24 protein-coding genes are annotated in these 26,560 nt (G+C 61.6%); 12 read left to right on the forward strand and 12 right to left on the reverse strand.

Annotated features, from left to right (window positions below; translation table 11 throughout):
• The 5 genes from LNV09_RS18950 to LNV09_RS18970 form a co-directional block, all read right to left on the reverse strand.
• On the reverse strand, positions 1-372 hold a 372-nt coding region (locus LNV09_RS18950; RefSeq protein WP_263558641.1), incomplete at its 3' end, for a branched-chain amino acid ABC transporter permease.
• Positions 373-576: 204 nt separating this feature from the next.
• Positions 577-1,908, reverse strand: coding sequence for a replication-associated recombination protein A (locus tag LNV09_RS18955; RefSeq protein ID WP_263558642.1), 1,332 nt, complete (start codon positions 1,906-1,908; stop codon positions 577-579).
• An 11-nt stretch (positions 1,909-1,919) separates the two neighbouring features.
• Positions 1,920-2,531, reverse strand: a complete 612-nt coding sequence (gene lolA, locus LNV09_RS18960; RefSeq protein ID WP_505190997.1) for an outer membrane lipoprotein periplasmic chaperone LolA — start codon at positions 2,529-2,531, stop codon at positions 1,920-1,922.
• Entirely contained in the window at positions 2,531-4,891 is a 2,361-nt protein-coding gene (locus LNV09_RS18965) for a DNA translocase FtsK (RefSeq protein WP_263558644.1), read from the reverse strand. The genes lolA and LNV09_RS18965 overlap by 1 nt, the downstream gene beginning before the upstream one ends.
• A gap of 158 nt (positions 4,892-5,049) precedes the next feature.
• Positions 5,050-5,715: a Crp/Fnr family transcriptional regulator gene (locus LNV09_RS18970; RefSeq protein ID WP_263532264.1), complete on the reverse strand. Its 666-nt coding sequence runs from the start codon at positions 5,713-5,715 to the stop codon at positions 5,050-5,052.
• A 169-nt stretch (positions 5,716-5,884) separates the two neighbouring features.
• Between LNV09_RS18970 and trxB the strand changes: the two genes are divergently transcribed.
• The 3 genes from trxB (at position 5,885) to rpmG (ending at position 7,569) form a co-directional block, all read left to right on the forward strand.
• Positions 5,885-6,844 (forward strand): thioredoxin-disulfide reductase, encoded by a 960-nt coding sequence (trxB, locus tag LNV09_RS18975; protein WP_263558645.1) that lies wholly within the window; start codon positions 5,885-5,887, stop codon positions 6,842-6,844.
• Between the two features lie 294 nt (positions 6,845-7,138).
• Positions 7,139-7,372, forward strand: coding sequence for a 50S ribosomal protein L28 (gene rpmB, locus LNV09_RS18980; protein ID WP_263532262.1), 234 nt, complete (start codon positions 7,139-7,141; stop codon positions 7,370-7,372).
• Positions 7,373-7,401: 29 nt separating this feature from the next.
• On the forward strand, positions 7,402-7,569 hold the full coding sequence (gene rpmG / locus LNV09_RS18985) for a 50S ribosomal protein L33 (protein ID WP_263532261.1): 168 nt from the start codon (positions 7,402-7,404) through the stop codon (positions 7,567-7,569).
• Between the two features lie 268 nt (positions 7,570-7,837).
• Here rpmG and LNV09_RS18990 read toward each other — a convergent pair whose 3' ends face one another.
• Together LNV09_RS18990 and LNV09_RS18995 are read right to left on the reverse strand one after the other, a co-directional pair.
• Positions 7,838-9,049 (reverse strand): DesA family fatty acid desaturase, encoded by a 1,212-nt coding sequence (locus tag LNV09_RS18990; RefSeq protein ID WP_263558646.1) that lies wholly within the window; start codon positions 9,047-9,049, stop codon positions 7,838-7,840.
• A gap of 127 nt (positions 9,050-9,176) precedes the next feature.
• Positions 9,177-10,436, reverse strand: a complete 1,260-nt coding sequence (locus LNV09_RS18995) for an RsmB/NOP family class I SAM-dependent RNA methyltransferase (RefSeq protein WP_263558647.1) — start codon at positions 10,434-10,436, stop codon at positions 9,177-9,179.
• A gap of 47 nt (positions 10,437-10,483) precedes the next feature.
• Here LNV09_RS18995 and LNV09_RS19000 point away from each other — a divergent pair, with 47 nt between their 5' ends.
• Positions 10,484-10,735 carry a DUF1653 domain-containing protein gene (locus tag LNV09_RS19000; protein WP_263558648.1) on the forward strand — a complete coding sequence of 84 codons (252 nt, stop codon included), beginning with the start codon at positions 10,484-10,486 and terminating at the stop codon, positions 10,733-10,735.
• A 23-nt stretch (positions 10,736-10,758) separates the two neighbouring features.
• On the opposite strand, the gene purN is transcribed toward LNV09_RS19000, so the two are convergent.
• On the reverse strand, positions 10,759-11,385 hold the full coding sequence (gene purN / locus LNV09_RS19005) for a phosphoribosylglycinamide formyltransferase (protein ID WP_263558649.1): 627 nt from the start codon (positions 11,383-11,385) through the stop codon (positions 10,759-10,761).
• 62 nt (positions 11,386-11,447) lie between these two features.
• Between purN and trpS the strand changes: the two genes are divergently transcribed.
• Positions 11,448-12,476, forward strand: coding sequence for a tryptophan--tRNA ligase (gene trpS / locus LNV09_RS19010; protein ID WP_263558650.1), 1,029 nt, complete (start codon positions 11,448-11,450; stop codon positions 12,474-12,476).
• 112 nt (positions 12,477-12,588) lie between these two features.
• Entirely contained in the window at positions 12,589-13,035 is a 447-nt protein-coding gene (locus LNV09_RS19015; RefSeq protein WP_263558651.1) for a DUF3717 domain-containing protein, read from the forward strand.
• On the opposite strand, the gene LNV09_RS19020 is transcribed toward LNV09_RS19015, so the two are convergent.
• From LNV09_RS19020 to ettA, 4 genes are all read right to left on the reverse strand, one after another.
• Complete coding sequence (locus LNV09_RS19020) at positions 13,036-14,469, reverse strand: sensor histidine kinase (RefSeq protein WP_263558652.1); 1,434 nt, start codon at positions 14,467-14,469, stop codon at positions 13,036-13,038.
• A 24-nt stretch (positions 14,470-14,493) separates the two neighbouring features.
• Complete coding sequence (locus tag LNV09_RS19025; RefSeq protein WP_263558653.1) at positions 14,494-15,204, reverse strand: response regulator; 711 nt, start codon at positions 15,202-15,204, stop codon at positions 14,494-14,496.
• Positions 15,205-15,308: 104 nt separating this feature from the next.
• Positions 15,309-15,863 (reverse strand): Spy/CpxP family protein refolding chaperone, encoded by a 555-nt coding sequence (locus LNV09_RS19030; RefSeq protein WP_263558654.1) that lies wholly within the window; start codon positions 15,861-15,863, stop codon positions 15,309-15,311.
• Positions 15,864-16,010: 147 nt separating this feature from the next.
• Complete coding sequence (gene ettA / locus LNV09_RS19035; RefSeq protein WP_263558655.1) at positions 16,011-17,675, reverse strand: energy-dependent translational throttle protein EttA; 1,665 nt, start codon at positions 17,673-17,675, stop codon at positions 16,011-16,013.
• A 334-nt stretch (positions 17,676-18,009) separates the two neighbouring features.
• On the opposite strand from ettA, the gene LNV09_RS19040 reads away from it, so the two are divergent.
• The 6 genes from LNV09_RS19040 (at position 18,010) to mnmC (ending at position 26,541) form a co-directional block, all read left to right on the forward strand.
• Entirely contained in the window at positions 18,010-19,512 is a 1,503-nt protein-coding gene (locus tag LNV09_RS19040; protein ID WP_263558656.1) for a DEAD/DEAH box helicase, read from the forward strand.
• A gap of 214 nt (positions 19,513-19,726) precedes the next feature.
• Positions 19,727-21,232 (forward strand): polysaccharide lyase domain-containing protein, encoded by a 1,506-nt coding sequence (locus LNV09_RS19045; protein WP_263558657.1) that lies wholly within the window; start codon positions 19,727-19,729, stop codon positions 21,230-21,232.
• Complete coding sequence (locus LNV09_RS19050) at positions 21,229-21,906, forward strand: NAD(P)H-binding protein (RefSeq protein WP_263558658.1); 678 nt, start codon at positions 21,229-21,231, stop codon at positions 21,904-21,906. The genes LNV09_RS19045 and LNV09_RS19050 overlap by 4 nt, the downstream gene beginning before the upstream one ends.
• Positions 21,903-23,285, forward strand: a complete 1,383-nt coding sequence (locus tag LNV09_RS19055) for an MBL fold metallo-hydrolase RNA specificity domain-containing protein (protein WP_263558659.1) — start codon at positions 21,903-21,905, stop codon at positions 23,283-23,285. Before LNV09_RS19050 ends, LNV09_RS19055 begins: the two co-directional genes overlap by 4 nt.
• Complete coding sequence (locus tag LNV09_RS19060) at positions 23,282-24,577, forward strand: MgtC/SapB family protein (RefSeq protein WP_263558660.1); 1,296 nt, start codon at positions 23,282-23,284, stop codon at positions 24,575-24,577. Before LNV09_RS19055 ends, LNV09_RS19060 begins: the two co-directional genes overlap by 4 nt.
• Entirely contained in the window at positions 24,574-26,541 is a 1,968-nt protein-coding gene (gene mnmC / locus LNV09_RS19065) for a bifunctional tRNA (5-methylaminomethyl-2-thiouridine)(34)-methyltransferase MnmC2/FAD-dependent 5-carboxymethylaminomethyl-2-thiouridine(34) oxidoreductase MnmC1 (RefSeq protein ID WP_263558661.1), read from the forward strand. The genes LNV09_RS19060 and mnmC overlap by 4 nt, the downstream gene beginning before the upstream one ends.
• The last annotated feature ends 19 nt before the right edge of the window (positions 26,542-26,560 follow it).

A 26,560-nucleotide genomic window follows, 5' to 3' on the forward strand; every position in this document is an offset into this window, starting at 1 on the left:
GTTCGGCTTCCAGATGATCATCGCGAGCGTTTGCAGCAGAAGCGACATGCCCATCGCGGTGATCAAGGGTGCCAGGCGCGGCGCGTTGCGCAGCGGCCGGTAGGCAATCTTCTCGACCAGGAAGTTCAGCGAGGTGCAGACGACGACGGCGCAGGCCAAGCCGATCAGCATCATCGACCAGCCCGGCATGCCTGAATCGGCAAGCGCGCTGACCACGGTCCAGCTGACCAGCGCACCTACCATCAAGATCTCGCCGTGGGCGAAATTGATCAGGTTGATGATGCCGTAAACCATGGTGTAGCCCAAGGCCACCAAGGCATACATACTGCCCAGCACCAGACCATTGATGATTTGCTGGAAAAAAGTTTCCATAGACGTCTCCGGTTTGGCGAGCCGGCAACGAGGTGCCGGACGCCTATTTCAATGGGCTCAAAGATAAGCAAATAAAAAAGCCCGCCGCAAAGTCGGCGGGCCTTGATCGGCCATCAAATCCTGCAGGCTGAGCGGGATTGTAGGAGTGCGTAAGGCCGCAGAATCGCGGGTGTTTACCCGTATCGCTAACAAGCAAAATCGTGCTCATTCTTGGGAGAACTGGTGGGCTGCATTCAAGCGCCGCAACTCGGTCAAGCGCTCGGCAATTCGCAGCTCCAATCCGCGCCCAACGGGCTCGTAAAAGCGCTGTTCCTCAAGACCCTCAGGCAGATAACTGACCCCGGCCGCAAAGCCGCCCGGCTCGTCATGTGCATAGCGGTAGTCACGCCCGTAGCCCAAATCGGTCATCAAACGGGTTGGAGCGTTGCGCAGATGCAGCGGCACCGGCCGACTGCCATCCGTCTTGATCAATGCACGCACGGCCTTGTAGGCGCTGTAGACCGCATTCGACTTGGGCGCTACAGCCAAGAACACCACCGCTTGCGCCAATGTCAACTCGCCCTCGGGCGAGCCCAAGCGCTCATAGGTCTCGGCCGCATCAAGGCAGATGCGTAGCGCGCGCGGGTCGGCCAGCCCGATGTCTTCGCTGGCCATTCGAATCAGGCGGCGCGCGATATATCGAACATCGACGCCGCCGTCCAACATACGGGCAAACCAATAAAGCGCCGCATCGGGGTCAGAGCCGCGCACCGATTTATGCAGGGCCGAGATCACGTCGTAGAACTGCTCGCCGCCCTTGTCATAACGGCGTAACTGCTCGCCCAAGGCGCGCTCCAGCATGGGCTCGTCAATGTCAGTCGCGCCTCGCGGCGCCAAGGCCGCAGCTGCGTCGACGGCGTTGAGCAGGCGCCTGGCATCGCCGTCCGCATAAGCGGCAAGACGCTTGGCCGCAGCGGGCGTGAACGGCGGACAGGCCAGCACTTGAACAGCCCGTTCAATCAGGCTCAACAACTCGGCCTCATCCAAGGACTTCAGGACATGTACGCTGGCGCGCGAGAGCAGCGCCGAGTTAACCTCGAAGGACGGGTTCTCGGTTGTCGCCCCGATAAAGGTGAACAGGCCCGATTCGACATGAGGCAAGAACGCGTCTTGCTGGGACTTGTTGAAGCGATGCACCTCGTCGACAAAGACGACGGTGCGCCGGCCCTGCGCCGCCACCGCCTGCGCCCGCTCGACCGCCTCGCGGATCTCCTTGACACCGCCGAGCACAGCCGAGATGGTGATGAACTGGGCGTCAAAAGCCTGCGTCATCAAGCGCGCTAAAGTGGTTTTCCCAACTCCGGGCGGACCCCACAAAATCATCGAGTGCAGGCGCCCCGACTCGAAAGCAACACGCAGCGGCATGCCCGGGCCGAGCAATTGACGCTGGCCGATCACATCATCCAGATGAGCGGGCCGCAGGCGTTCGGCCAGCGGTTGACTGATGTGCGGCGACGGACTCGTCGCTGGCGACTCGGCAAACAAGGATTCAGTCATGGCCGAACCTTTTATTGCTCCAACAGATCGGCGCCGACCGGCAATGTGAAGCGAAATCTATCCGCCGCCAGAACCGGGTTCAAAGCAAGGGCAGTGAAATCAAGGCGCGAACTCTGACCGAAGCCATCGACAATTTCCAAGGCTGCCAACTCGCGTCCCTTGAAGCCGACCTTGAGCGACTGGAAGCCACTGTCGGCCTGCTTGGGGATCGCTTGCACCCAATCGAGCCCGGCCTTGGACGGCAGCGCCTTGAGCGTGAAGTCGCGCTCAAGATTGCCGCCGGCAAGCAGAGCCGCTGGCGTTGCCCCCAGGGCCTGCGTCATCGGGTGAGAGCTGGCCTGTTTGAGACCCGGGTCATACATCCAGACCTTTTTGCCATCAGCAACGATCAACTGCTCGGACGGCGGCAGGTAAGCAAAGCGAAATTGGTTGGGGCGCTGAAACTCGAAGCTGCCGCTGGTGGTCTTGGTGCGGCCGCCATCGGGTGAGGTCACCGTCTGACTGAACTGCGCGCTGCCGCTTTTGACTTCGCGTACGAAGTCTTTCAAGGCGTTCAACGCATCGGCGTGGGCTTGAGCACTCATGCTCAGCAGCAGCACAACTAAGCCTTTTCTTAATCGCATCATTCTTCTCGCTTGGGCAAAAGCAAATCACGGTTGCCGTTGCTGCCCATACTGGACACCAGGCCTGACTTCTCCATCTGCTCCAACAGGCGGGCCGCCCGGTTATAACCAATGCGCAGATGGCGCTGCACCAGCGAGATCGAGGCACGCCGATGCTGCAAGACGATAGCCACGGCCTGGTCATACATCGCATCGGCTTCACCCTCGCCGGCTCCGGGCACCCCGCTCTCACCGCCCTCGCCTTCGAGCACGCCGCCTTCGAGAATGCCTTCGATGTAATTGGGTTCGCCCTTGGATTTAAGGTATTCGACCACCCGGTGCACCTCGTCGTCGCTGACAAAGGCGCCATGCACGCGGATAGGCAGGCCGGTGCCCGAGGGCATATAGAGCATATCGCCCATGCCCAGCAAAGCCTCGGCACCCATCTGGTCCAGAATGGTGCGACTGTCGATCTTGGAGCTGACCTGGAAGGACAAGCGGGTTGGTATATTCGCCTTGATCAGGCCGGTGATCACATCAACGCTGGGGCGCTGGGTGGCCAGAATCAAGTGGATACCGGCAGCACGGGCCTTCTGCGCCAGACGGGCAATCAGCTCTTCAATCTTCTTGCCGACCACCATCATCAAATCGGCCAGCTCATCAATCACGACGACGATAAAAGGCAGTCGCTCCAGAGGCTCGGGCGCCTCGGGCGTCAAGCTGAAGGGGTTGCCAATGCTCTCGCCGCGCTCATGGGCATCGTCGATTTTCTTGTTGTAGCCGGCCAGATTGCGCACGCCCATCTTGCTCATCAGCTTGTAGCGCCGCTCCATCTCGCCGACACACCAATTGAGTGCATTGGACGCCTGCTTCATGTCCGTCACGACGGGCGCCAGCAGATGCGGAATGCCCTCATAGACACTCATTTCCAGCATCTTGGGGTCAATCAGAATCAAGCGCACGTCGCGCGCCTCGGCCTTGTAGAGCAGCGACAAAATCATCGCATTGATGCCAACCGATTTGCCCGAACCGGTGGTGCCGGCCACCAGGCAGTGCGGCATCTTGGCCAAGTCGGCCACCACGGGCAGGCCGACGATGTCTTTGCCCAAACCCATGGTCAGCTGAGAAGTCGCGTCAGCATAGACTTGCGAGCCGAGAATTTCTGAAAGACGAATGGTCTGGCGGCGCGCATTGGGCAGTTCCAGCGCCATATAGTTCTTGCCGGGGATCACCTCAACGACGCGGATAGACACCAGGCTCAAGCTGCGCGACAGATCCTTGGCCAGGCCCACGATTTGCGAGCCCTTGACGCCGGTAGCGGGCTCAATCTCGTAGCGCGTGATGACGGGGCCGGGCGAAGCCGCCACCACCCGCACCTCGACCCCAAAGTCGCGCAGCTTCTTTTCGATCATGCGTGAAGTCATCTCCAGCGACTCTGGCGTCACCGATTCAACCCGCACCGTCGCGGCGTCCAACAAATCAACCTGCGGCAGCTTGGTGTCGCTGGCGTCGACAAACAAGGCGCTCTGACGCTCTTTGGCTACGCGCGTGGACTTGGGCACCTCAAACACCGGCGCCTCGATCACGATGGGCACATGTTCGGCCACCACTTGGCGCTCCACTTCCACCACCAAGTCTTGTTCACGCTCTTGCACCGCCTGCTCACCGACACGCTGGTCCTCGGCTTGTTCGCGGCGCTGCAAATAGCGCTCACGCAACTCGTCCAGCCACCGGCCCGCTTGTTCGGCCAGACGCAGCCAAGAAAAATTCAAGGCCAAGCTGGAGCCAATCAAAAGCAAGGCAATGCTGAGCAGACCTGAACCCGCAAAGCCCAGCGCTCGCATGCTCCAGGGGCCGAGCGCATATCCCAGCACACCGCCGGCAGCACCGGGCAAGCGTGACTCCCACAGATACAGGCGCGTCCACTCCAGTGAACAACTGGCGGACATCAACAGCACAAGGCCCAGCAGCACGAATCCAGCGGACCGCGCTTCGGGCGGCGCGGGTTCCGCCTGCGTGCGCAAAAGCCCAGCAAGGCTGCTTAGCCAAGCGCGCAGGCTGACGAGCAGCAGCCACCAAGCCGAGAATCCGAAGCTGAAAAGCAGCAAATCGGCGATCCAAGCACCCAGAGCGCCGAACCGGTTGGCGTACAACTCGCGGCTGCCAGAGATCGAAAATGCGGCATCGTGGCGGTCGTAAGACAGCAAGGCCATCACCACCAAACACCACAGCAAGCCGCCGAGCAACAGCCACACCGGTGTGCGCAAAAGGTTTTGCTTCACCGGCGCGGCAGGCGCGGCCTTTTTGCCTTGGCGTTTATAGACTTTATCGCTGGCGCCGGCCTCGTCGCCGCGCAGCAGGGAACCCAAGGGAAAACTCATGTCGCCATTGTGGCCTAAGTGACACGCACTCTCGCGCATGAGCTTTGCCAAAAACCAATGTCGCCGTTGTAGCCTAAGCGCTAGACGCTCCCAGGCCTCAGCTTTGACCCGAGTCAGTGCCAACGCTGCGTACAACGCCGGGACCGACTCAAGCGAGATCAGTCGGGAAAGCGCTGCTTGATGACCACTGAGCCGTTTTCAAGCGTTTCGATCACGCCGCGCTCTTCCAGATCCTTCATCACGCGGCTGACCATCTCCCGCGAGGCGCCGACAACCTTGGCCATATCCTGGCGCGAGACCTTGCCGCGGATGATCTTCAAACCCTTCTCCTCCTCGGACATATCGAGCAAGGTGCGGGCCACACGGCCGTAGACGTCAAGCAAGGCCAAAGATTCGATTTGCCGATCAGCATTGCGCAAACGCGCCACCAAGCCACGCAAAATTGCATAGGACAAGCTGCTGCTATCGGGCAAGCAGCGCGCAAACTCATTGCGCCCCAGCACCAACATATCCGTTTGAACTTCGGCGCGTACCGTGGCCGAATGTGGCTCATGGTCGATCAAACTCATCTCGCCCACATAGTGACCCGGCTGCAAGACCGCAAGAATCACCTCGCGACCTCGTGTATCGGCAGTGAGCACCCGCGCACGCCCGTTCAACAAAATAAACAAGGCATTGGACTTGGTGTTTTGCTCGACGATCAACTCGCCACGCTTGAAACGCCGTTTGACAACACTGTCCGCGATGGACTGCGCCTGATCGGTGGTGAGCAGCGAGAACAAGGGCACCCTGCGGATCAGGTCCAGATTTGACAGCATCGCCATAAACAGCCTCCATTGACTAAGGATTGAAACCGGCTGACCCTCTCGATTGCGTGGCCATGCCTAGAATGCGCAAATTGTGCACACTCGCGCAAGCATTCAAATCAGGTCAAAGCCGGATAAAACCGTCTAGTCTTCTTGTCTGCACGGCCCGCAACCTCATATAACTGTCATGAACCAAGCTACCCAACACCATTCGCTGCTGATTTTGGGCTCAGGCCCGGCCGGCTACACCGCTGCCATTTATGCGGCGCGCGCCAATTTGAAGCCCACGCTGCTGACCGGCATGGCGCAAGGCGGCCAGTTGATGACGACCACCGAGGTCGACAACTGGCCGGCCGATGTGCTGGGCGTGCAAGGTCCCGAACTGATGGAGCGCTTTCAAAAGCACGCCGAACGCTTTGAGACGCAAATGGTGTTCGACCATATCAATGAGGTTGATTTGTCGCAGCGTCCCTTCAAGCTCAAGGGCGACAGCAATAGTTATAGCTGTGACGCCTTGATCATCGCAACCGGCGCTTCGGCCAAGTATCTGGGACTGCCGTCCGAGGAGGCCTTTATGGGCCGCGGTGTCAGCGGTTGCGCCACATGCGACGGTTTTTTCTATCGCGGCCAAGAAGTTTGCGTGGTCGGTGGCGGCAATACCGCCGTAGAAGAAGCACTGTATTTGTCAAACATTGCTGCCAAGGTGCACGTCATCCACCGCCGCGACAAGTTCAAGGCCGAACCCATCCTGGTCGACAAGCTGATGGCCAAGGCGGCCAGCGGCAATGTGGTGCTGCATCTTTGGAACACCCTGGACGAAGTGTTGGGGGAGCAAAGTGGCGTGACCGGCGTGCGCATCAAGAGCACCAAAGACGGCAGTACGCAAGACCTGACCCTGCACGGCTGCTTCATTGCCATTGGCCATTCGCCAAACACCGATATTTTCAAGGACCAGTTGGAGATGAAGGACGGCTACATCCTGACCCGCAGCGGCTCCAACGGTTTCGCGACCATGACCAGCGTACCGGGCGTGTTTGCAGCCGGTGACGTGCAGGATCACATCTATCGTCAAGCGATTACCAGCGCCGGCACTGGCTGCATGGCTGCCTTGGACGCACAACGCTTCTTGGAACAAGAGCAAAGCTGAGCGTAGCTCAACGGGGGCCGGAAGGCCTTGCGCATGTAGCCCGTGGGCAACGCGCCCTGCCCCTCGCGGCTTCGCTGGGGCGAAATGGGCCAGAGAAGCCGTTTTCTGCTATACTCTTAGGCTTGCTTGCTGGATAGACCGCGCCCGAAGACTTTCTTCAACTTGTCAACACATGTTGAAACGAGGAGATAGGGTTTAGCAAAGCATAAAGCGGTTATGAGGTCACCCCTTGCACTTGCACGGCAAGTATCCGAGCGGGATTGGCCGGTCAACAACTCAAACCGGAGAAGCGTCATGGCACGCGTCTGTCAAGTCACGGGCAAGAAGCCCATGGTTGGGAACAATGTTTCCCATGCCAACAACAAAACCAAACGTCGGTTCTTGCCGAATCTGCAGTACCGCCGCTTCTTCCTGGAAACAGAGAATCGTTGGATCCGTCTGCGCATCAGCAATGCTGCATTGCGTTTGATCGACAAGGTCGGTATCGACCAAGTCGTCGCCGATCTGCGCGCCAAAGGCGAGCTCTGATCTAGCACTGAGTATCAAGGAGCACAATCATGGCCAAAGGCGCACGCGAAAAAATCAAGCTGGAGTCGACCGCAGGTACGGGTCACTTCTACACGACTGACAAGAACAAGAAGACTACGACCGGTAAGCTCGAATTCATGAAATTCGACCCCAAGGCTCGCAAGCATGTTCTGTACAAAGAAACCAAGCTGAGATAAGTCAGCCCTGACCTCGCAGTCAGATATAGAAAACCCCGCCAGCTCAAGCTGCCGGGGTTTTTTTACGCTCCAACTGGCCAACATTGATTCGGAATAGCCCAGATGATTGGGCTATGTACAGACCCAAAGTCACTACAGTCGCCGGCGCAATTTGCACCAATCCAGGATCACTCAGGCAAAAAAAGAGACGTCACCTGGGCGTCTCTTTCGGTATTCAAGGCTGCCTAGTCACGGGCGCCCACGTGAACGCCAAGTGCCCAGCGACCTACTACTGCGCGCGCGCTGTTCGCAGGCTCATCGAGAAGTTACGCAGCTCAGCAATGCCGCTCTCCTCGGCACGACGGCACCAGGCCTGCAAATCACTGACCAGTTGCTCGGCCGACACATTGGTACGGGTCCAGAGTTGACGCAACTCTTCGCGCATCGTGACCAGCTTGTCGAGCGAGGGGCTCGCTGCGCGCAGGCTGGCGATCTGCTCCAACATGGAAACCGGGATACGCGCCTCGTCCCGATGCAACCAGCGGCTGGCTGACTGGAACTGCGCCCACTGCGCACTGCGCTCCTGCCCTTGCGCCTTCATCTTGGCCAATTCGGCCGCGCAAGCCGCTTTCAAGCCGCGGCCGTAACTGGCCATCACCTCATAGCGGTTGGCGATGACGGCTTCCAGTGTGTCTTTGTCGGCCGGCTTGATTTCACCCAGGCGCAGCTTGGGCGCAGTCTTGCGAACCTTGGCCCAACCCAGCATCTCGAACGCGCGGATATAGCCCCAGCCGATATCGAATTCATATTTCTTGACCGAGAACTTGGCCGAGGTCGGATAGGTATGGTGATTGTTGTGCAACTCCTCGCCACCAATCAGAATGCCCCAGGGCGAGACATTGGTCGACGCATCCGGCGCCTCAAAATTGCGGTAACCCCACCAGTGGCCCAAACCATTGATCACGCCGGTGGCCCATACGGGAATCCACACCATCTGAATCGCCCAGACCGTGGCGCCAATCGCGCCAAACAGCGCCAGGTTGATGATCAACATCAGACCGACACCCTGCCAGCTGAAGCGCGTGTACAGGTTGCGCTCGATCCAGTCGTTGGGCGTCCCAGTGCCGTATTTTGCAATCGTCTCTGGATTCTTTGCCTCGGCCCGGTAGAGCTCGACGCCGGTCAGCAGCAAGGCTTTCAGGCCACGCGTCTGCGGACTGTGCGGATCTTCTTCGGTCTCGCATTTGGCGTGGTGCTTGCGGTGCACGGCGACAAATTCCTTGGTCACCATGCCGGTGGTCAACCACAGGCAAAGCCGGAAGAAATGCGAAGGAATCGGCCCCAGATCCAGAGCCCGGTGCGCCTGCGCACGGTGCAAAAAGATCGTCACGCCCAAAATCGTGAAGTGCGTGATTACCAAGGTGTATGCCACGATCTGCCATGCAGAAGCGTCTAACAAGCCGTTGGCTAACCACTGCACCAAGGCATCATGGATCGTCATCAAGAAGTTCATTAGTTCCTAACCCTGCCCCGAGCGGAGCAGCAAAATGGACGTAAGTGCCCCGATTGTAGGCGAGCCACTCTAAATTCCCGCGGCATTAAGTCCGACATGGCCACCAAACTCTTGGCTACTGCCGCTCCCAAACCGCAGCGAAGAAGCCATCCGTCTGATGCAGATGGGGCCAAAGCCGCAAATATCCATGCTCGACCAAGCGATCGGCATGCTCCACATGGGCGCGCTCCAAGGCTTCATTGGCCGGCAGGGGCTTGAACTGAGGGTGGGCGGCGCCGAAAGCTTCGGCAATCACTTCATTCTCATCGTTCAACAAGCTGCAAGTGGCATAGACCAAGCGGCCGCCCGGCTTCAGCAAGCGCGCGGCACCGGCCAAGATGGCGGTCTGCTTGGCTTGCAACTCTTTGATCCCGAACAGCGACTGGCGCCACTTCAAATCAGGGTTGCGACGCAAAGTTCCCAGCCCCGAGCAAGGCGCATCGACCAGGACGCGATCGATCTTTCCGGCCAAGCGCTTGATGCGATCTTCGCGTTCATGCGCGATTTGTGCGGGATAAACGTTCGACAGGCCGCTACGGGCCAAGCGCGGCTTCATCGCGGCAAGCCTGTGCCCCGAAGTATCGAAGGCATAGAGTCGCCCGGTATTGCGCATCGCCGCGCCGAGCGCCAAGGTCTTGCCACCGGCGCCGGCACAGAAGTCGACCACCATTTCGCCGCGCTTGGCGTCAAGCAACAAAGCCAGCAACTGGCTGCCCTCGTCTTGGACTTCGATGCCACCGCTATTGAACAAATCCAGCTTGCTGAGCGCCGGCTTACCATGGATGCGCAGCCCCAAGGGCGAGAACGGCGTCGGCTCGGCCTCTATACCTGCGGCGGCCAATACGGCTTGCGCCTCCTCGCGCTTGGCCTTCAAGGTGTTAACACGCAGATCCAGCGGCGCCTGCTCATTCATGCTGGCGGCCAATTGCCAGAACTGTTCCTCGCCGAGTCGCTCCAGCAGCGGCTGAGCCAGCCACTCGGGCAAGTTGTGGCGCAGCTTAGGCGCCAGGCTGGATTTATCCAGGGCCTGCACTTGTTCCAACCATTGCAACTCGGTTTGATTCAAACCGCCACGCAAGAAGGCGGCATTACCCTGCCAGGCCAGCAGCGTCAGCCGACGTTCGGTCGGGCCGCTGCCAGACTGCGCCAAATGCTGCAGCAACGGGCGCTGCCGCAAGACCGTGTAGGCGGTCTCCGCCAAGGCATGGCGTTCACGCTGGCCGAGGCCCTTGTGTTTACGGAAAAAGGCAGACACAACGCTGTCAGCGGGAGTGTCCAGTTGGAGCACGGCGCGCAAAAGCTCGCAGCTCATATCGATAAGGGCATTAGGATGCATTGCCCGATTATCCCGCACCGTGACAACACGTCACAAACTAGCTCAAGATGACCTCAGACCTGCCGCCCCTGCCCGCCACCCCGATTGGACGCTTTCGCCACTACAAAGGCGGCGAGTACGAGGTGATCGGCGTCGCCCGGCACAGCGAGACGCTGGAGCCGCTGGTGATTTACCGGCCGCTCTACAACGCCAGTGGCCTGTGGGTCAGGCCGCATGCGATGTTCTTCGAGGCGCTGCTACACGAGGGCCAAATGGTCCAGCGTTTCACTGCCATTGCGACACAAAGCGGACGCAGCTGAGGCGCAATAGTTTGTCGGATCGATCAGCTGAAAGCTTGGGCCTCGCCGTCCGATTGCCGCACCACCCCGTCAACGATGGCAAGCTTGCCCTCCACAAACCAGCGCACCGCGCGCGGGTACATGCGGTGCTCCAGTTTGAGCACTCTTGCCGACAAGCTGGACTCATCATCCCCGGCGATCACCGGCACCACCGCCTGCGCGACGATGGCGCCGTGATCGAGGTCGGCGGTGACGAAATGCACCGTCGCCCCGACAAATTTGCAGCCCATCTCCAACGCTCTGGCATGGGTATGCAAGCCGGTGAAGGCCGGCAGCAAAGACGGATGGATATTCAGCATGCGCTCAGCGTAATGCGCGGTAAAGCTCGGTGTCAGGATGCGCATAAAGCCGGCCAGCACCAGCAGATCCGGGCTAAAGCCGTCAATCACACGCTGCAACTCGGCGTCAAAGGCTTCACGACTGGCAAAACCCTTGTGATCAAGCACAAGCGTTGCAATGCCGTGCCGTGCGGCAAAGTCCAGACCCGCTGCACCCGGGCGGTTGCTGATGACGGCCGCGATGCGGGCGGGCCACACCTCACTCGCACAGGCGCGCACGATCGCCTCCATATTGGAGCCGCGCCCGGAGATCAAAATCACAATGCTTTTCATGCGCAATAGTCTAGCTGCCTACAATGCCGGTCCACCCGCCGAGCCCTGCTATACGCCCCGCCATGAGCCCCGACCACCCCCAAGAAGTCCTACCCCGCCAGCGTGTGCTGTCCGGCATGCGCCCCACCGGCGCCCTGCATCTCGGGCATTACCACGGTGCGCTGAAGAATTGGGTGCGCCTGCAAGCCAGCTATGACTGCTTCTTCTTCGTGGCCGATTGGCACGCGCTGACGACCCAATACCAGGACCGCAGCAATCGCAACAGCATCGAGCGCAATGTCTACGACATGGTGGTGGATTGGCTGGCCGCCGGCATCGACCCCGAACAGGCCACACTCTTCATCCAAAGCCGCATGCCCGAGCATGCCGAATTGTTCACGTTGCTGGCGATGAGCACGCCGTCGAGCTGGCTGGAGCGCATCCCCAGCTACAAGGATCAGGTCGACAAGAACCGTGAGCTCGCAACCTATGGTTTCTTGGGTTACCCACTGCTGCAAGCGGCCGACATCTTGATCTACAAAGCGGCGTTTGTGCCGGTCGGCGAGGACCAGACCGCCCACGTCGAAGTGACGCGCGAAGTGGCCCGGCGCTTCAACCGCATCTACAGCCCCGAGCAGCCCATCCTGCCCGAACCGCAGGAGTTGCTCACCGACACCGCCCGCCTGAGCGGCCTCGACGGGCAAAAGATGAGCAAGAGCAATGGCAATGCCATTGCCATGCGTGACGCGCCCGAAGTGGTCGAGGAGAAAATCCGTACCATGCCGACCGACCCGCAACGTGTGCGCCGCGCCGATGCCGGCGACCCGACACGCTGCCCGGTCTGGCCCTTGCACCAGCTCTATTCAAGCGCGGAAGTGCTGACTTGGGCGGATCAGGGCTGCCGCTCAGCCGGCATCGGCTGCCTGGACTGCAAGCAGCCCTTGATCGAAGCAATTCAGAAGGAGCAGGCACCCTGGCGCGAGCGCGCCAATGAATACCTGTCCAACCCCAAGCAGGTGCAATGGATTGTGGAGGTCGGCACCGAGCGGGCGCGTGCGGTGGCGCGCAAGACGCTGCGCGAAGTGCGTTCCGCCATCGGCCTGAGCTACTGATGAGACCCGCTGTCCTTCAGCGCCGGCGAGCCGAGCGCCAAGCCGCCCCAAGCCGGACCGCGATCCCCTTGGAGGATCGGGCGGCGTACACGACGACCAAGGGGTAGAAAGTTTGGCCGGCATTCACATCACCGATATCGAAGCGGCCATCAATTGGTGGCGTGAGCGTGCACCCTCGCCCGACGGGCTGCTTGCTTGCGCCGAAGTGCGCGCCTTGGCGGAGGTCTACGGCCTGCTGGTCTATTACAGGGAGACCGAATGCGCCGAAGAGGGCATGCCGGTAGAAGCAAAAGCCGCTTGGCTAACTTGGTACGAGAGCACACCCGACGCGCCCTGCATTGCGATCTGCTCCACCAGCCAGGGTGACGCACTGTGCAAAGGATGCGGCCGCACCTTTGACGAAGTGCAGCATTGGCCGGCGATGACGCCGGCCGAGAAGCGCGTCACCTGGCGACGCATTTCGATCGAAGCCACCGCCTGGCGATTCAACCGTTATGCCGAACGCGCCCGAGAGTTCAAGGGCCTGGACCATCCTCAGCAAGGCCAGCAGCGACCCTAACTAAGCCCCGGCGTCCGGGAAATTCAGCACAAAGCTGCTGCCGCCACCTTCGCGGGGTTCGCAACGCACCGTGCCGCCATGAGCTTGAGCGATTTGCTTGACCAAATTCAAACCCAGCCCAACCCCGCCGGCCTGTTCGGCATGACCCGGCAGCCGAAAGAAGGCCTCAAAGATCCGCTCCCGCATGGCCTGCGGCACGCCGGGGCCGCGGTCGCACACCCGCAGCTCGGCCGCCCCTGTCGGGCTGCGCCCCAGTTGCAGCAAGACCTGAGTGCCGCCATAACGCCGGGCGTTTTCCAGCAGATTTCGCAAGGCGCGCCTTAACAACCTGTCTTCGCCTCGTACCACCAAGTTGCGCAAGCCTTCGGCGGGCTCGAACTCGGCGCCGATACGGGCCGACTCCTCGGCCGCCAGACCCAACAGATCCACCCGCTCGTGCTCCATCACCGGGCTCGCGGATTCCAAGCGACTGGCCAACAAAACCTCCTCGACCAAGGAGTCCAATTCAGAAATATTGGTGTGGATTTCATCACTGAGGCGCGCGCGTTGAGCCGCGCCAATATCGGGCTCGCTCAGCATCGAGAACGCCATCTTCAAGCGCGCCAAGGGCGAACGCAACTCATGACTGGCATTGGCCAGCAGGGATTTTTGCGAACGCAGCAAGGTCTCGATTTGGCCTGCAGTGCGGTTGAAACTGGTCGCCAAAATGGCCACCTCATCCCGGCCCTCGGCGTCCACACGATGAGACAAATTGCCCGCGCCGAATTGTTCAACCCCAGCCCGCAAGGCTTCCAACCGGCGCGTCAGACGGCGAATCACCGGATAAGCGCCAATCGCCACCCCCAGAAACAAGAGCAGCAACAAGGCCAGCAAGGCTTGGCCATTGGGCCGCGGGCCAAACAGCGGAGAAAAGCCCGCCGGGGGCTCGGGGCGACCGCCGCCAGGCCCAAAACCGGGCCCAGCCCCTGGCCCCATGCCTTGCCGCCTGCCCCCCGCTTGCCCGAGTGAGTGCCCCCCAGATCCCGGAACATGCAACAAGCCCGGCGGCATGCGCATGATGCGCATCAACTCCAGACTGCGCCCATCCTTCAGCGGCAAGTGGATGGACGGCGTTGCGCTGTCTTCCTCCAGGCGACGTTGGAACTGCTCGGAGGCTGCGATCCGCCGACCTTGCGCGTCATTGAGCGCCACCGGCATACGCAGGCGCTGCCCCCAGTCTTCCAAAACCTCAGCCTGCTGCTCGGTCGGCGCATCGGCAGTGGGCAGGGCCAGCGACAGCAACTCCGCCATCGCCGTCATCCGTTCATTGGCGACCGACTCAAAGCTGCCGCGCTCCTTGTCCAGATGTTGCTGAAACAACCAGGTCGAGCCGAAGGCGAACGCCAGCAGCAAGACCACCAAGGTCAGGTAGATGCGGAGATAGAGTGATTTCATCCGGCGCTTGAACTCAGGCTGCGCTCAGTTTGGGTCAGCGTCTTGTTTGCGAGCAAACACATAACCGGCCCCCCGCACGGTCAGCACACGCCTGGGTGCTTTCGGGTCATCTTCGATCAAGGCGCGGATGCGCGAGATATGCACATCGATCGAACGATCGAAGGCGTCCAGCGGATGGCCCTTCAAGGAGTCCATGATCAGATCGCGCGACAGCACCCGCCCGGGGCTTTGCGCCAGCACGACCAACAAGTCGAACTGGTGACCGGTGAAGTCCAAGGGCTGTCCGTCCAGGCGCGCCATGCGGGATGCCAGGTCAATCTCCAGTCGACCGAAGCGCAAGACATCGGCCTCGCCCGCCTCAGGCTCCAAGCGCCGCAGCAAGGCCTTGATGCGCGCCTGCAGCTCGCGCGGCTCGAAGGGCTTGGCCAGATAGTCATCGGCGCCCAGCTCCAGACCCAGGATGCGGTCCATGGACTCGCCGCGTGCCGACAACATCAGCACCGGCAAGCGGCGCGTGTGGGGGTCGGCGCGCAGTTCGCGACAGAAGTCCAGCCCATCACCATCGGGCAGCATCAGATCCAACACGGCGAGGTCAAACGGAGAACCTGCCAGGGCTTCCCGCCCGGCACTCAGTGAGCCGGCCACCAGCACCTCGAAACCGGCAGCGCCAAGGTAGTCACTCAACATGCCGGTCAAGCGGGCATCGTCATCAATCACCAAAATTCTGTGCGTCATGAGTCTGTGCAGAGGGCCTTGGCCCAGTTTGCGAGCAAACAGGCTTCGACCTTCTGGTCTATGGGAGACGCTAAGCATATGCGACATGGTCCCGATCAAAGCGCTCAGTTGCCTTTGCCAGCAGCATGTTGATGCTCGCCGCGAGCCGCTTGCATCCTGGCCTGCATCTTCTTCATGCGCTCAGCCAGCTTGGCGCGCTGCTCAGGCGTCAGCACCCGGGCCACGTCCACCATCGCCTGGCTCATGCGCTTGCTGACCAACTCATGCTGGGCCGACATCTGCACACGCAAGGCCTCGACGGCGGCCGCGTCGATATTTGGCGCGCTGAACAGAGCCAGGCCTTGTTCATGCAGGTTGCGCCCGCCACTGTGTTGGGATTTGATGTCTTGCTTGGCTGCGTCCATGATTTGCTTGATCTGAGCACGCTGAGCATCGCTCGCGTCCACCATATCGAGCATGTGCTCGATATGGCCACCCGACATCATGTCGCCAGCGCCTGGCCCGCCCATGCCGGGGCGGCCGCCGCCCATGCCACCCAAGCCACCCATTGGTCCCATGGCCTGCGCATTCAAGGAGCCAAGGCTGCTCAGAACCAAAACCGATGCGAGCATCAAGGTCTTGCCGGTGCGGATCAATTTGCTGGTGTTGCTGAGGTTCATTTCAATACTCCCGAGGGGTTGAGAAGCGATGAAGTGATCTTCTGTCAGCGACGTAAGCGATCCATGCCTAGGCGGTAAAGATCTGTGAAGCCCATGAAAAAAGGGGCCAATGGCCCCTTCTCAATGCTCGACTGGCGCGCCAGCTGATTACTTGATCGGCTTGAAGCGCATGCGCTTGGGCCGCGCGCCCTCTTCGCCCAAACGCTTCTTCTTGTCGGCTTCGTACTCGTGGAAGTTGCCGTCGAAGAAGAACCACTGCGAGTTGCCTTCGCAGGCCAGGATGTGGGTACAGATGCGGTCCAGGAACCAGCGATCATGCGAAATCACCATCGCGCTACCTGCAAACTCCAGCAGCGCTTCTTCCAGCGCACGCAGAGTTTCAACGTCCAAGTCGTTCGACGGTTCGTCCAGCATCAAGACGTTTCCGCCCTGTGCCAGCGTCTTGGCCAAATGCAGGCGGCCACGCTCACCACCCGACAGGCTGCCGACCAGTTTTTGCTGATCATTGCCCTTGAAGTTGAAGCGCCCCAGATAGGCTCGGCTGGGCATCACGAACTTGCCGACCGTGATGTTATCCAGGCCGCCGGACACGTCTTGCCAGACGGTCTTCTCGGCGTCCAGGCTTTGGCGGCTCTGGTCGACAAAGGCCATGCGCGCGGTCTTGCCGATTTTGACGGTGCCGCTGTCCGGCGTCTCGGTGCCCTGCAACATGCGGAACAGCGTCGATTTACCGGCGCCGTTCGGGCCGATGATGCCGACAATCGCGCCGGCCGGCACCTTGAAGCTCAGGTTGTCGATCAAGACCCGATCGCCGAAGCTCTTGCTCACGTTCTCGAACTCAATCACTTCATTGCCCAGGCGCTCGGCCACCGGGATGAAGATTTCGTTCGTCACATTGCGCTGTTGGTATTCGACGTCACTCAATTCCTCGAAGCGAGCCAGACGCGCCTTGCTCTTGGCCTGACGACCCTTGGCATTGGAGCGCACCCATTTCAGCTCTTCCTTCATCGCCTTCATGCGAGCGTCTTCAGACTTCTGCTCGCCTTCCAGGCGCTTTTCCTTCTGGTCCAGCCAGTCGGAATAGTTGCCCTTCCAAGGAATGCCGTGGCCGCGATCCAGCTCCAAGATCCACTCGGCGGCGTTGTCCAGAAAGTAGCGATCATGGGTGATCGCCACCACGGTGCCGGGGAAGCGCTGCAGGAACTGCTCCAGCCACTCGACCGATTCGGCGTCCAAGTGGTTGGTTGGCTCGTCAAGCAAGAGCATGTCGGGCTTGCTCAACAGCAAGCGGCACAGCGCCACGCGGCGCTTCTCACCGCCGGACAGCACGCCAATGACCGCATCCCAAGGCGGCAGATTCAGCGCATCGGCGGCCAACTCCAGCTGCAGATCGGTATTTTCCGAACCGGCGGCGGCGATGATGGACTCCAACTCGCCCTGCTCAGCGGCCAGCGCGTCAAAGTCGGCGTCTTCGTCGGCGTAAGCCGCATAGACCTCGTCAAGGCGCTTCTTGGCGGCCAAAACGCCGCCGATGCCTTCTTCGACTGCTTCGCGCACGGTCTGCGTTTCGTTCAGGCGCGGCTCCTGCTCCAGATAGCCGATCTTGATGCCGGGCATCGCGATTGCTTCGCCGTCGTACTCCTTATCCACCCCGGCCATGATCTTCAGGATGGTCGACTTGCCCGAGCCGTTCACGCCCAGCACGCCGATCTTGGCGCCGGGGAAGAAGGAGAGCGAGATGTCCTTGAGGATGTGGCGTTTTGGGGGAACCGTCTTGTTGACGCGGTTCATGGAAAAGACGTATTGCGCCATAGCGGGGAGTTCCTGTCCTGGAGTTTTGTTGAATTGCTCGTGCGGCGCGCCGAAAAGCCGCTGGCGCACGCGAAGTGCTCGATTGTCGCAGCTTCGCGCCCACGGCCTTCACAGCGAGCGTCACAAGTTCACACACGGCGACAGCAAAAGCCGCTTTGATACGGGGTTTCCCTGAGGGCCAGCTATACTGCAGCCCAACGCCGCGGCTACCAGTCTTCCGCGGCGTTTTCTTTTTTTGTCATCTTGTGCGCCTCCTATCGCAGGCTCGAAGACTGGCGTTGCATACCCTGCAGCGCGGCCCAGCAACCTTTGATGCGCGCTCACCAAAAAATCAATGAGCTTTGAATCTCTGGGCCTTGCCCTGCCTTTGCTGAAGGCCATCGCCGACGCCGGCTATACCACCCCTACTCCCATCCAAGCCCAGGCCATTCCGGCCGTCATGCAGGGCGGCGACCTGCTTGCAGGCGCCCAGACCGGCACCGGCAAGACCGCCGGCTTCACCCTGCCCATGCTGCACCGCCTGAGCATCGGCGAGCCCGTCACCAACAAGCGTGGCAAGCCCGCGATCCGTGCACTCGTCCTGACCCCGACCCGCGAACTCGCGGCCCAGGTCGAGGAAAGCGTCAAGACCTATGGCAAATACCTGCCGCTGAAGAGCATGGTGATGTTCGGCGGCGTCGGCATGCAGCCGCAGATCAACCGCCTGCGCGACGGCGTCGACATCCTGGTCGCCACGCCCGGCCGCCTGCTCGACCACGCGCAGCAAGGCACGCTGGATCTGAGCCAGGTGCAGATGCTGGTGCTGGACGAAGCCGACCGCATGTTGGACATGGGTTTTGTGCACGACATCAAGAAGGTTTTGGCCCTGCTGCCGACCAAGAAACAGTCACTCCTGTTCAGCGCCACCTTCAGCGATGACATCAAGAACCTGGCCGACCGCCTGCTGAATGCCCCCGCGTTGATCGAAGTAGCGCGTCGCAACCAGACCAATGAATCTATCGCACAGAAGGTTCACCCCGTCGGCCGCGAGCGCAAGAAGGAGTTGCTGGCTCACCTGATCAAGACCGGCAATTGGCAGCAAGTGCTGGTCTTCACCCGCATGAAGCATGGCGCCAACCGCTTGACCGACTATCTGAATGACCAAGGCATCAGCGCCATGGCCATTCACGGCAACAAGAGCCAGGGTGCCCGCACCAAGGCGCTGGCCGAGTTCAAGACCGGTGACCTGCAAGTGCTGGTGGCCACCGACATCGCCGCGCGCGGTATCGACATCGATCAACTCCCCCACGTGGTCAACTTCGAGTTGCCCAATGTGTCGGAAGACTATGTGCACCGCATCGGCCGTACCGGCCGCGCCGGTGCTCTGGGCGAAGCGGTGTCGCTGGTTTGCGTGGACGAAAACGGCTTCCTGCGCGAGATCGAAAAGCTGATCAAGCGCGAGATCCCGAAGGAAATCGTGCCCGGCTTCGCGCCAGATCCAAGTGAACGCGCCGAGCCGATCGTGCTGGGTCGAATGATTCTGAACCCGAATGGCAGCCGCTCGACCAGCGGCGGCGGCGGTGGTCGCGGCGGCCGCCCGGGTGGCGGTGGCGGCGGCGGCGGTGGCCGTTCATCGGCACCGCGCGGTGCCGGCGGACATGCCCCACATGGTTCGCGTGATGGCGGCGCACCGCGTCAAGCCGCGCCGCAAGGGCAGCGCCCAGGCGGCGGGGGCGGCGGGGGCGGCGGCCGCCCAAGTGGCGCGGGCGGCGGTGGCCGGCCTGCCGGTAGCGGTGGCGGCGGCGGTGGTGGCCGTGGCGGCAACTTCAGCGGCCGCTCGACCCAGCCCAAGCGTTAAGCATTCAGCGCCCTTGCTGCCTCGGTAGCAAGCAAAGTAAAAGCCCAGTTGGAAACAACCGGGCTTTTTTCATTTTTGAGCCCAACAATCAAGCGTCATAACCCTCAGTCTTGGCAGTATTGACACCTTGGCGCGACAGCTCGCATGAAAACTGCGGCAGGCAGGTCCTTGACGCTTCACAATCCCGGATTTGCTGGCCTTGTGAAGATATGTGATGAAACTCTCTCCGAGAAAGCTGCTCCTGTGGCTGGCTGCGATCGTCATTGCGGTCGTACTGTTGATGGCCTATTTATTGCTGCGGCAGTTCGAATTTGAAAAGCTCAGGGACGAATACAAGGAACGCACGCCCGGCGAGTTGATTCGTTATGCCAGATTGCGCCTGATTGGGCACGACAAGCTCGAAGCTCTTTTGCTTGGACCTTTGCGATATGTCGAAACGCGCGTTGAGCGCTCGGTTCCCGACATCCAGTTGCCGGCGAAAGGCAAAGGACAGCAAAGCCATAGCCATGGGCCTGTGCAGTACCTGGCCAACGGCCAACCCATCCCCGAATTGCTGGCGAGCAGTCCAGACGGCACATACCTCAGTGCGGCAAGCATTCGGGTGGCTACATCCGAAGCTCTCGCGCAAGCAGTACTGAGCGCTCGGGCAGGGCAAACTATTTTGATTGAACCTGGCCGCTACCTGATCAAATCCAAGATCAGGACAGGCTTTGGCGGCGAACGAGATCTGCCAATCACATTGCGGGCGGACAAACCAGGTTCGGTCCGCATCGACTTCAACACCGTTGAAGGATTCAAGGTCAGTCACCCATTTTGGGTGTTTGAAAACCTGCATATTCGCGGTGTCTGCGAACCTGCCGGTGACTGCGAACATGCCTTTCATATCGTCGGCAAAGCCAGCAGCGTCGTACTGCGAAACAATCTGATCGAAGACTTCAATGCGCATATCAAGGTGAATGGTGAAGGCGGCAATTGGCCGGACCACGGCCTCGTGCAATTCAATACCTTGACCAATAGCCGTACGCGGGACACCGGCCTGCCGGTCACACCGCTCGACCTTGTCGCAGCCAGCAAGTGGCGCGTGGCCGACAACATCATCAGCAATTTCGCCAAGTCTGGCGGCAACCAAATCTCCTATGGCGTGTTCATGAAGGGAGGTGGGCATGGCGGTCGCATCGAGCGCAATTTGATCGTCTGCACGCCGCGCGAGATCTCCCAGCCGGGGGTTCGCGTCGGCCTGTCCTTTGGCGGCGGAACAACCGACAAGGCAGCCTGCCGGGACCAGCTTTGCCAATCTGAACATACCGCCGGCTTGGCCATCAATAACGTCATAGCCCACTGCAATGACTTTGGCATTGACGTCAACCGAGCAAGCTCGATCCTTGTTGCCCACAACACGCTGATCAATACCGCAGGCATCGACGTTCGCGGCGGGCAGGCCACTGCGACCATCTACGGGAATTTGCTTGAAGGCCGAATTAGGCTGCGCGATGGTAGTCAGGCCAAGTCGAGCATGAACGAAGTCAGTGCAATGCTGCCCATGCTGAAGAACGCCGATGCCTTGGATTTGCGCTGGCGCGCTGCGATTGACACTGTGCCCTCAACGCCCTTGGTGACCGAAGACTTTTGCGGAGCCCCCCGCAGCACAGGCACCCCGCCGGGGGCAATCAATCCGGAGCCGATTTGCCTAAGTCCTGCGTCCCGCAGGGACTTGCCATGAGCCACATCAAGCAACAGGTCTGGCTGGCCGGCGCCACCGGCTTGGTAGGGCGGGCCTTGTTGACGCAGTTGCTGCATGAACCCATCCAGCTTCATGCTTTGTTGCGCCACCCGGCCAAGGATTTACCGAGCAGCCCCAGGCTGCAACTGCATCAGGTCGATTTCACCCGAGCAGATCTTGCTGCGTGCGACTTGGACCACCCAGACGCTGTCTATATCTGCTTGGGCAGCACGATGGCCGTGGCCGGCTCGCAAGCCGCCTTTCGAGCGGTCGACTTTGACGCGGTGCTGAATGTGGCCCGCGCGGCGCGGGCGGCCGGAGCGAGCCGTTGCGCGGTGGTGTCGGCACTTGGCGCCGACCCGGCATCGGCCGTTTTCTACAACCGGGTCAAAGGCGACATGGAGCAAGCCTTGATCGCGCTGCAGTTCGAGCATTTGGTGATCGCCAGGCCTTCGCTGTTGGCCGGCGAACGAGAAAAGCTGGGCCAAGCCAGGCGCAGTGGCGAAGCCTGGGCCTTGCGCTTGAGCAAGCCCTTTTACTCGCTGATCCCGAGCAAATGGCGGCCCATTCGCGCCGAAGTACTCGCCCGCGCATTGATACTTGCCCTAGGTCAAGACGGCCCGGCAGTGCATCTGCTTGAATCCGATGAACTTCAATCATTGGGCGCCACATGAAACTCAGCTTCCTCGGCGCGGCCGATTGCGTGACCGGCTCACGCCATCTGCTGGACTTGGGCGGGCAGCGTCTGCTCTTGGACTGCGGTCTGTTTCAAGGTTTCAAACAACTGCGTGAGCGCAATTGGGCCGGGCTGGGCGTGGCGGCAGCCAGCATTGACGCGGTCTTGCTCTCGCACGCTCATCTGGATCACAGCGGCTATATCCCGGCGCTGCGCGGCCAAGGCTTCAAGGGACAGGTTTTCTCCACCGGTGCGACCCGTGATCTGTGCGAGGTCTTGCTGCTGGACAGCGCCCATCTGCAAGAAGAAGACGCCCGCCGCGCCAACCGCCAGGGCACGAGCAAACATGCCAAGGCGCTGCCGCTTTACACCGTCAACGACACCAAGAAGGCCTTGACACACTTTGTCGGCCTGCCGCGTGATGGGCGCCTCAAACTGGGCAGCGGCGCCGACCAAGCAGAAATTCGCTTCACCCCGGTCGGCCATCTGCTGGGTGCTTGTGCGATCAGCGTTAGTGCCCAGGGCAAGACCTTGGTTTACTCCGGTGATGTCGGTCGCCACAACGATCTCTTGATGCCCGCACCGCAGCGCGTCGAAGAAGCCGACATCCTTCTGATCGAATCCACCTACGGCAATCGCCTGCACCCCGCCGAGGACGTGCAGGCGCGGCTGGCGCAAATCCTGCGCAGCACCTTCAAGCGCGGTGGCACGGTGTTGCTGCCCAGTTTCGCGGTAGGTCGCGCGCAGGCGCTGCTCTTGGTGCTGCAGCGCCTGCGTGAGACCGGCGAGCTGGCTCAGGATGTGCCGATCTATCTAGACAGCCCGATGGCGCTGCAGGCCACCGAGTTGACGATCAAACACAAAAAGCTGCTGCGCATTGGCGCGTCCGACGCCGCCGGCTTGTTTGACGGCGTGAAGCTGGTCACCAAGGGCGCCGACTCTTTAAAATTGGCGAGCCAGTTGGCCTCGGCGCGTGCGCGCCCGGCCATCGTCATCTCGGCCAGCGGCATGGCCACCGGCGGGCGGGTGTTGAACTACATCGAAACCCTGGCGCCGCAAGCCCGCCACCACATCGCCTTCCCGGGCTTTCAAGTGTCGGGCAGCCGCGGCGCCAAGATGGTTGAAGGTGATCGCGAGATCAAGCTGCACGGCAAATACATCGCTGTGAACGCCGAAATCAGCCACCTGGAGGGCTTCTCCGGCCACGCCGATGCGGACGGCCTGATGGCCTGGATGCGCGGCTTCAAAAAAGCGCCCAGCCAAGTCTTTGTCGTGCACGGCGAGCCCGCCGCCAGCGACGCGTTGCGCAGCCGCATTCAGGATGAACTGGGTTGGCCGGTGAGAGTCCCGCAGCATGGAGAGACCGTCGCCTTGTGAATGCTCTGGAGCAAGCCTTCGGCGATCAGGCCACCTTCGCCATGGGGCTGTTGGCCGCATTGGGCAGCGGCTTGCTGATCGGGCTGGAGCGCGAGCGTCACAAAGGCCGCGGCCATAAAGGCGGGCGAAGTCTTGAACCGGCGGGGCTGCGCACCTTCACCATCGCTGCCCTTGCCGGCGCGCTGGCCCATGGTTTGGCAGTGCCGGGCTTGGTCGCGGTGGGCGCATTGGCGATCACGGTGCTGGCGGCGATGGCTTACTTCCGCAGCAGTGAGCAAGACCCGGGTCTGACCACCGAGATGGCCATGCTGGCCACCTATTTGATCGGCGTGCTGTGCGTGCAGGCGCCGCTCTTGGGCGCACCGGCCGCCGTCGCCCTGACCGCCTTGCTGAGTGCGCGCACCGGCTTGCACCGTTTCGCCACACGCGTGTTGCGCGAAGATGAGCTGCATGACGGCTTGCTGCTGGCCGCGCTGGGCTTGGTGGTGCTGCCCCTGATGCCGACCGAGCCGCTGCCTTGGCTGGCCGGCATGAAGGCGCACTCACTGATGGGCTTGCTGCTATTACTGCTGGGTCTGCAAGCTGTCGGTTATGTGGCGCTGCGATTGCTCGGGGCCCAGACCGGTTTGGCGCTGTCGGGTCTGCTGTCTGGCCTGGTGTCCAGCACGGCCACCATCGCCACCATGGGTCAGCGCGCCAAGAGCCAGCCACAGCTGCAATTGGCCTGCGCCTCAGGCGCTGTGATGTCCACCGCCGCCACCTGGCTGCAAGCCTGCCTGATGCTGCTGGCGATGGCGCCGCAAGCGGCGCTGCAGTTTTTACCGCTGGGAGCGGCCGGCATGCTGGTATCCGGTGGCCTGGGCCTGTTGCTGGCCAGGCAGGCGCGCCGAAGCTCGGTTGCTGGCCCGGCAGCACCGCAGACCGGCGGACCGCTGCGGCTGAAGGAGGCCGCGCTGATCGCCTTGCTGCTCAGCGGCGTTGCGGTCTTGGTCAGCTGGGCCGAACAGCAGTTTGGCAGCGCCGGCATGATGGCGGCCGTCGCCTTGGCCGGCCTGGCCGACGCGCATGCGCCGGTGGCCTCGCTGGCCGGCTTGGCCCATGCAGGCAAGATCGACACCAGCTTGATGTGCCAGGGTGTGCTGATCGCCATCGCCAGCAATAGCGTGACCAGGACCATCACCGCCTGGCTGACCGGCGGGCACCGCTTTGCCTTCATCGTCGGCGCAGTGCTGGCCACTTCATTGGCGCTGGCCACCGCCTTGCTATGGGTCATACTGCCGGCCCAGCCATGAAGACCCAGCCTCCCATCTCACTCGCTCAGATTGACTTTTCCGACCCGGCCGCGCCCATGGCGCCGGCTTTCGGAGATGTGTATCACAGCCGCGCCGGGGCACTTGAACAGGCCCGGCATGTCTTTTTGGGGGCGAATGACTTGCCGGCGCGCTGGGCGGGAAGGCGAGAATTCGTCATTCTGGAAACCGGCTTCGGCCTGGGCAATAACTTTCTAGCCACTTGGCATGCATGGGAACAAGACCCTGAGCGCTGCCAAACGCTGAGCTTCATCAGCATCGAGAAGCACCCGCTGACCCTGAAAGACCTCAAGCAAGCCCATCTGAACTCTGCACTGCCCGAGTTGGCGGCCCAGCTTTGCCAAGCCTGGCCGCCGCTGACGCCGAATTTGCACAGACTGGTGTTCGCCGGCGGGCGTGTCCAGCTGCTGCTGTGTCTGGGCGACGCGCAAGCCTGGCTGCGTGAATTGGTGGCCGAGGTTGACGCGTTCTACCTCGATGGCTTCAACCCAAAGCAGAACCCCGCCATGTGGGACAAGCATTTGCTCAAAGGCATAGCGCGCCACGCGGCGCCCGGCGCCACGGCCGCGTCCTGGAGTGTGGCGCCGCAGCTGCGTGAGGGTTTGACGGCGGCGGGCTTTAGCACCTCGCGCCAACGTGGCTTTGCCAACAAAGGCGGCATGTGTGTGGCCCGTTTCACGCCAAGACATGCGGCGCAAAAACCTGTCGGGCGCCAGGCCCTGGCGCCCCAAGCCCGCCACGCGCTAATCATTGGTGCCGGCTTGGCCGGTGCCGCCTGCGCCTGGGCGCTGGCCGAGCGCGGCATCCTGAGCACGGTCATCGATGCCCAAGCCGGACCGGCCATGGGCGCGTCGGGCAATCCGGGCGGTCTGTACCACGGCACCTTGAATCCAGACGACGGCCTGCATGCACGTTTCAACCGCGCCTGTGCGCTGGAAACCGAAAGAGTCTTGCGGCGTTTGCCGGCGCTGCCTTGGCATCAGCAAGGCCTGTTGCGGATCGAGACCGCGCGCTACTGGACCCAAATGCAAGCGCTGATCGCTCGGCTGGGCCTGCCGCCAGACTATGTGCAGGCGCTGAGCCAAACAGAGGCCGAGGCACGCAGCGGACTGCGCCTGGGCCGGCCGGCCTGGTTTTACCCGGGCGGTGGCGCGCTGGCGCCTGCTGCTTATATTGCGGCCCTGCTGCGGGCCAGTGGTGCGCAGCAACTGTACGGCTACAAGGTCGCGCGCGTGAGCCGCCGCGCTGACGGTGAACAGACATGGTCGGCCTGGTCCGATGCTGGCCGCTTGCTCGGCGAGGCACAGCTATTGATCCTGGCCGGCGGGCAGCAGGGCCAGGCCTTGCTGCAAGACCTGGCCCCGGGTCTGCCCTTGATGATGCAGCGCGGCCAGCTCAGCCATATTGCGCAAGCCGACGGGAGACCGTCCCTGCCGGTGGCCGGCCTGGGCTATGCGATCGCCGATCAAGCCGGCGGCCTGTGGTGCGGCGCGACCAATCAGGACGGTGACCCGCGGCCCGACTTGCTGGCCGAGGACCATCTGCGCAACTTGGCTCAATACGCGCAGCTGGCGAATCTCGACGAGGCCGCGGCGGCCAAGTTGCAGGTCAGCGGCGGGCGCGTTGGCTGGCGCCTGGCCACACCCGACCGCATGCCCTTGGTTGGCGGCCTGCCCCAACTGGACAGCCAGGGCCAGCCCATCCTGGCAGAGCAACTGCGTTTCACTGCGCGTGAGGCGGGCCTGGCCGTTTGCTCGGGCTTCGGCTCACGCGGCATCGGCTGGGCAGCCATGTGCGCGCAGGTGCTGGCAGCCCAAGTGAGCGGTGCGCCGATCCCCATTGAGGCCAGCCTGCTCGATGCAATAGATCCGGCACGATTTGCCCTGCGGGGCCGCCGCGTAGGCAAATCCATTGGCACAGCCCATGGCACCCAAAGTTCGGTTTAATATGTGACGAGGGACCATC

This window comes from Paucibacter sp. B2R-40, assembly GCF_025717555.1.
Lineage (GTDB): Bacteria > Pseudomonadota > Gammaproteobacteria > Burkholderiales > Burkholderiaceae_C > Paucibacter_A.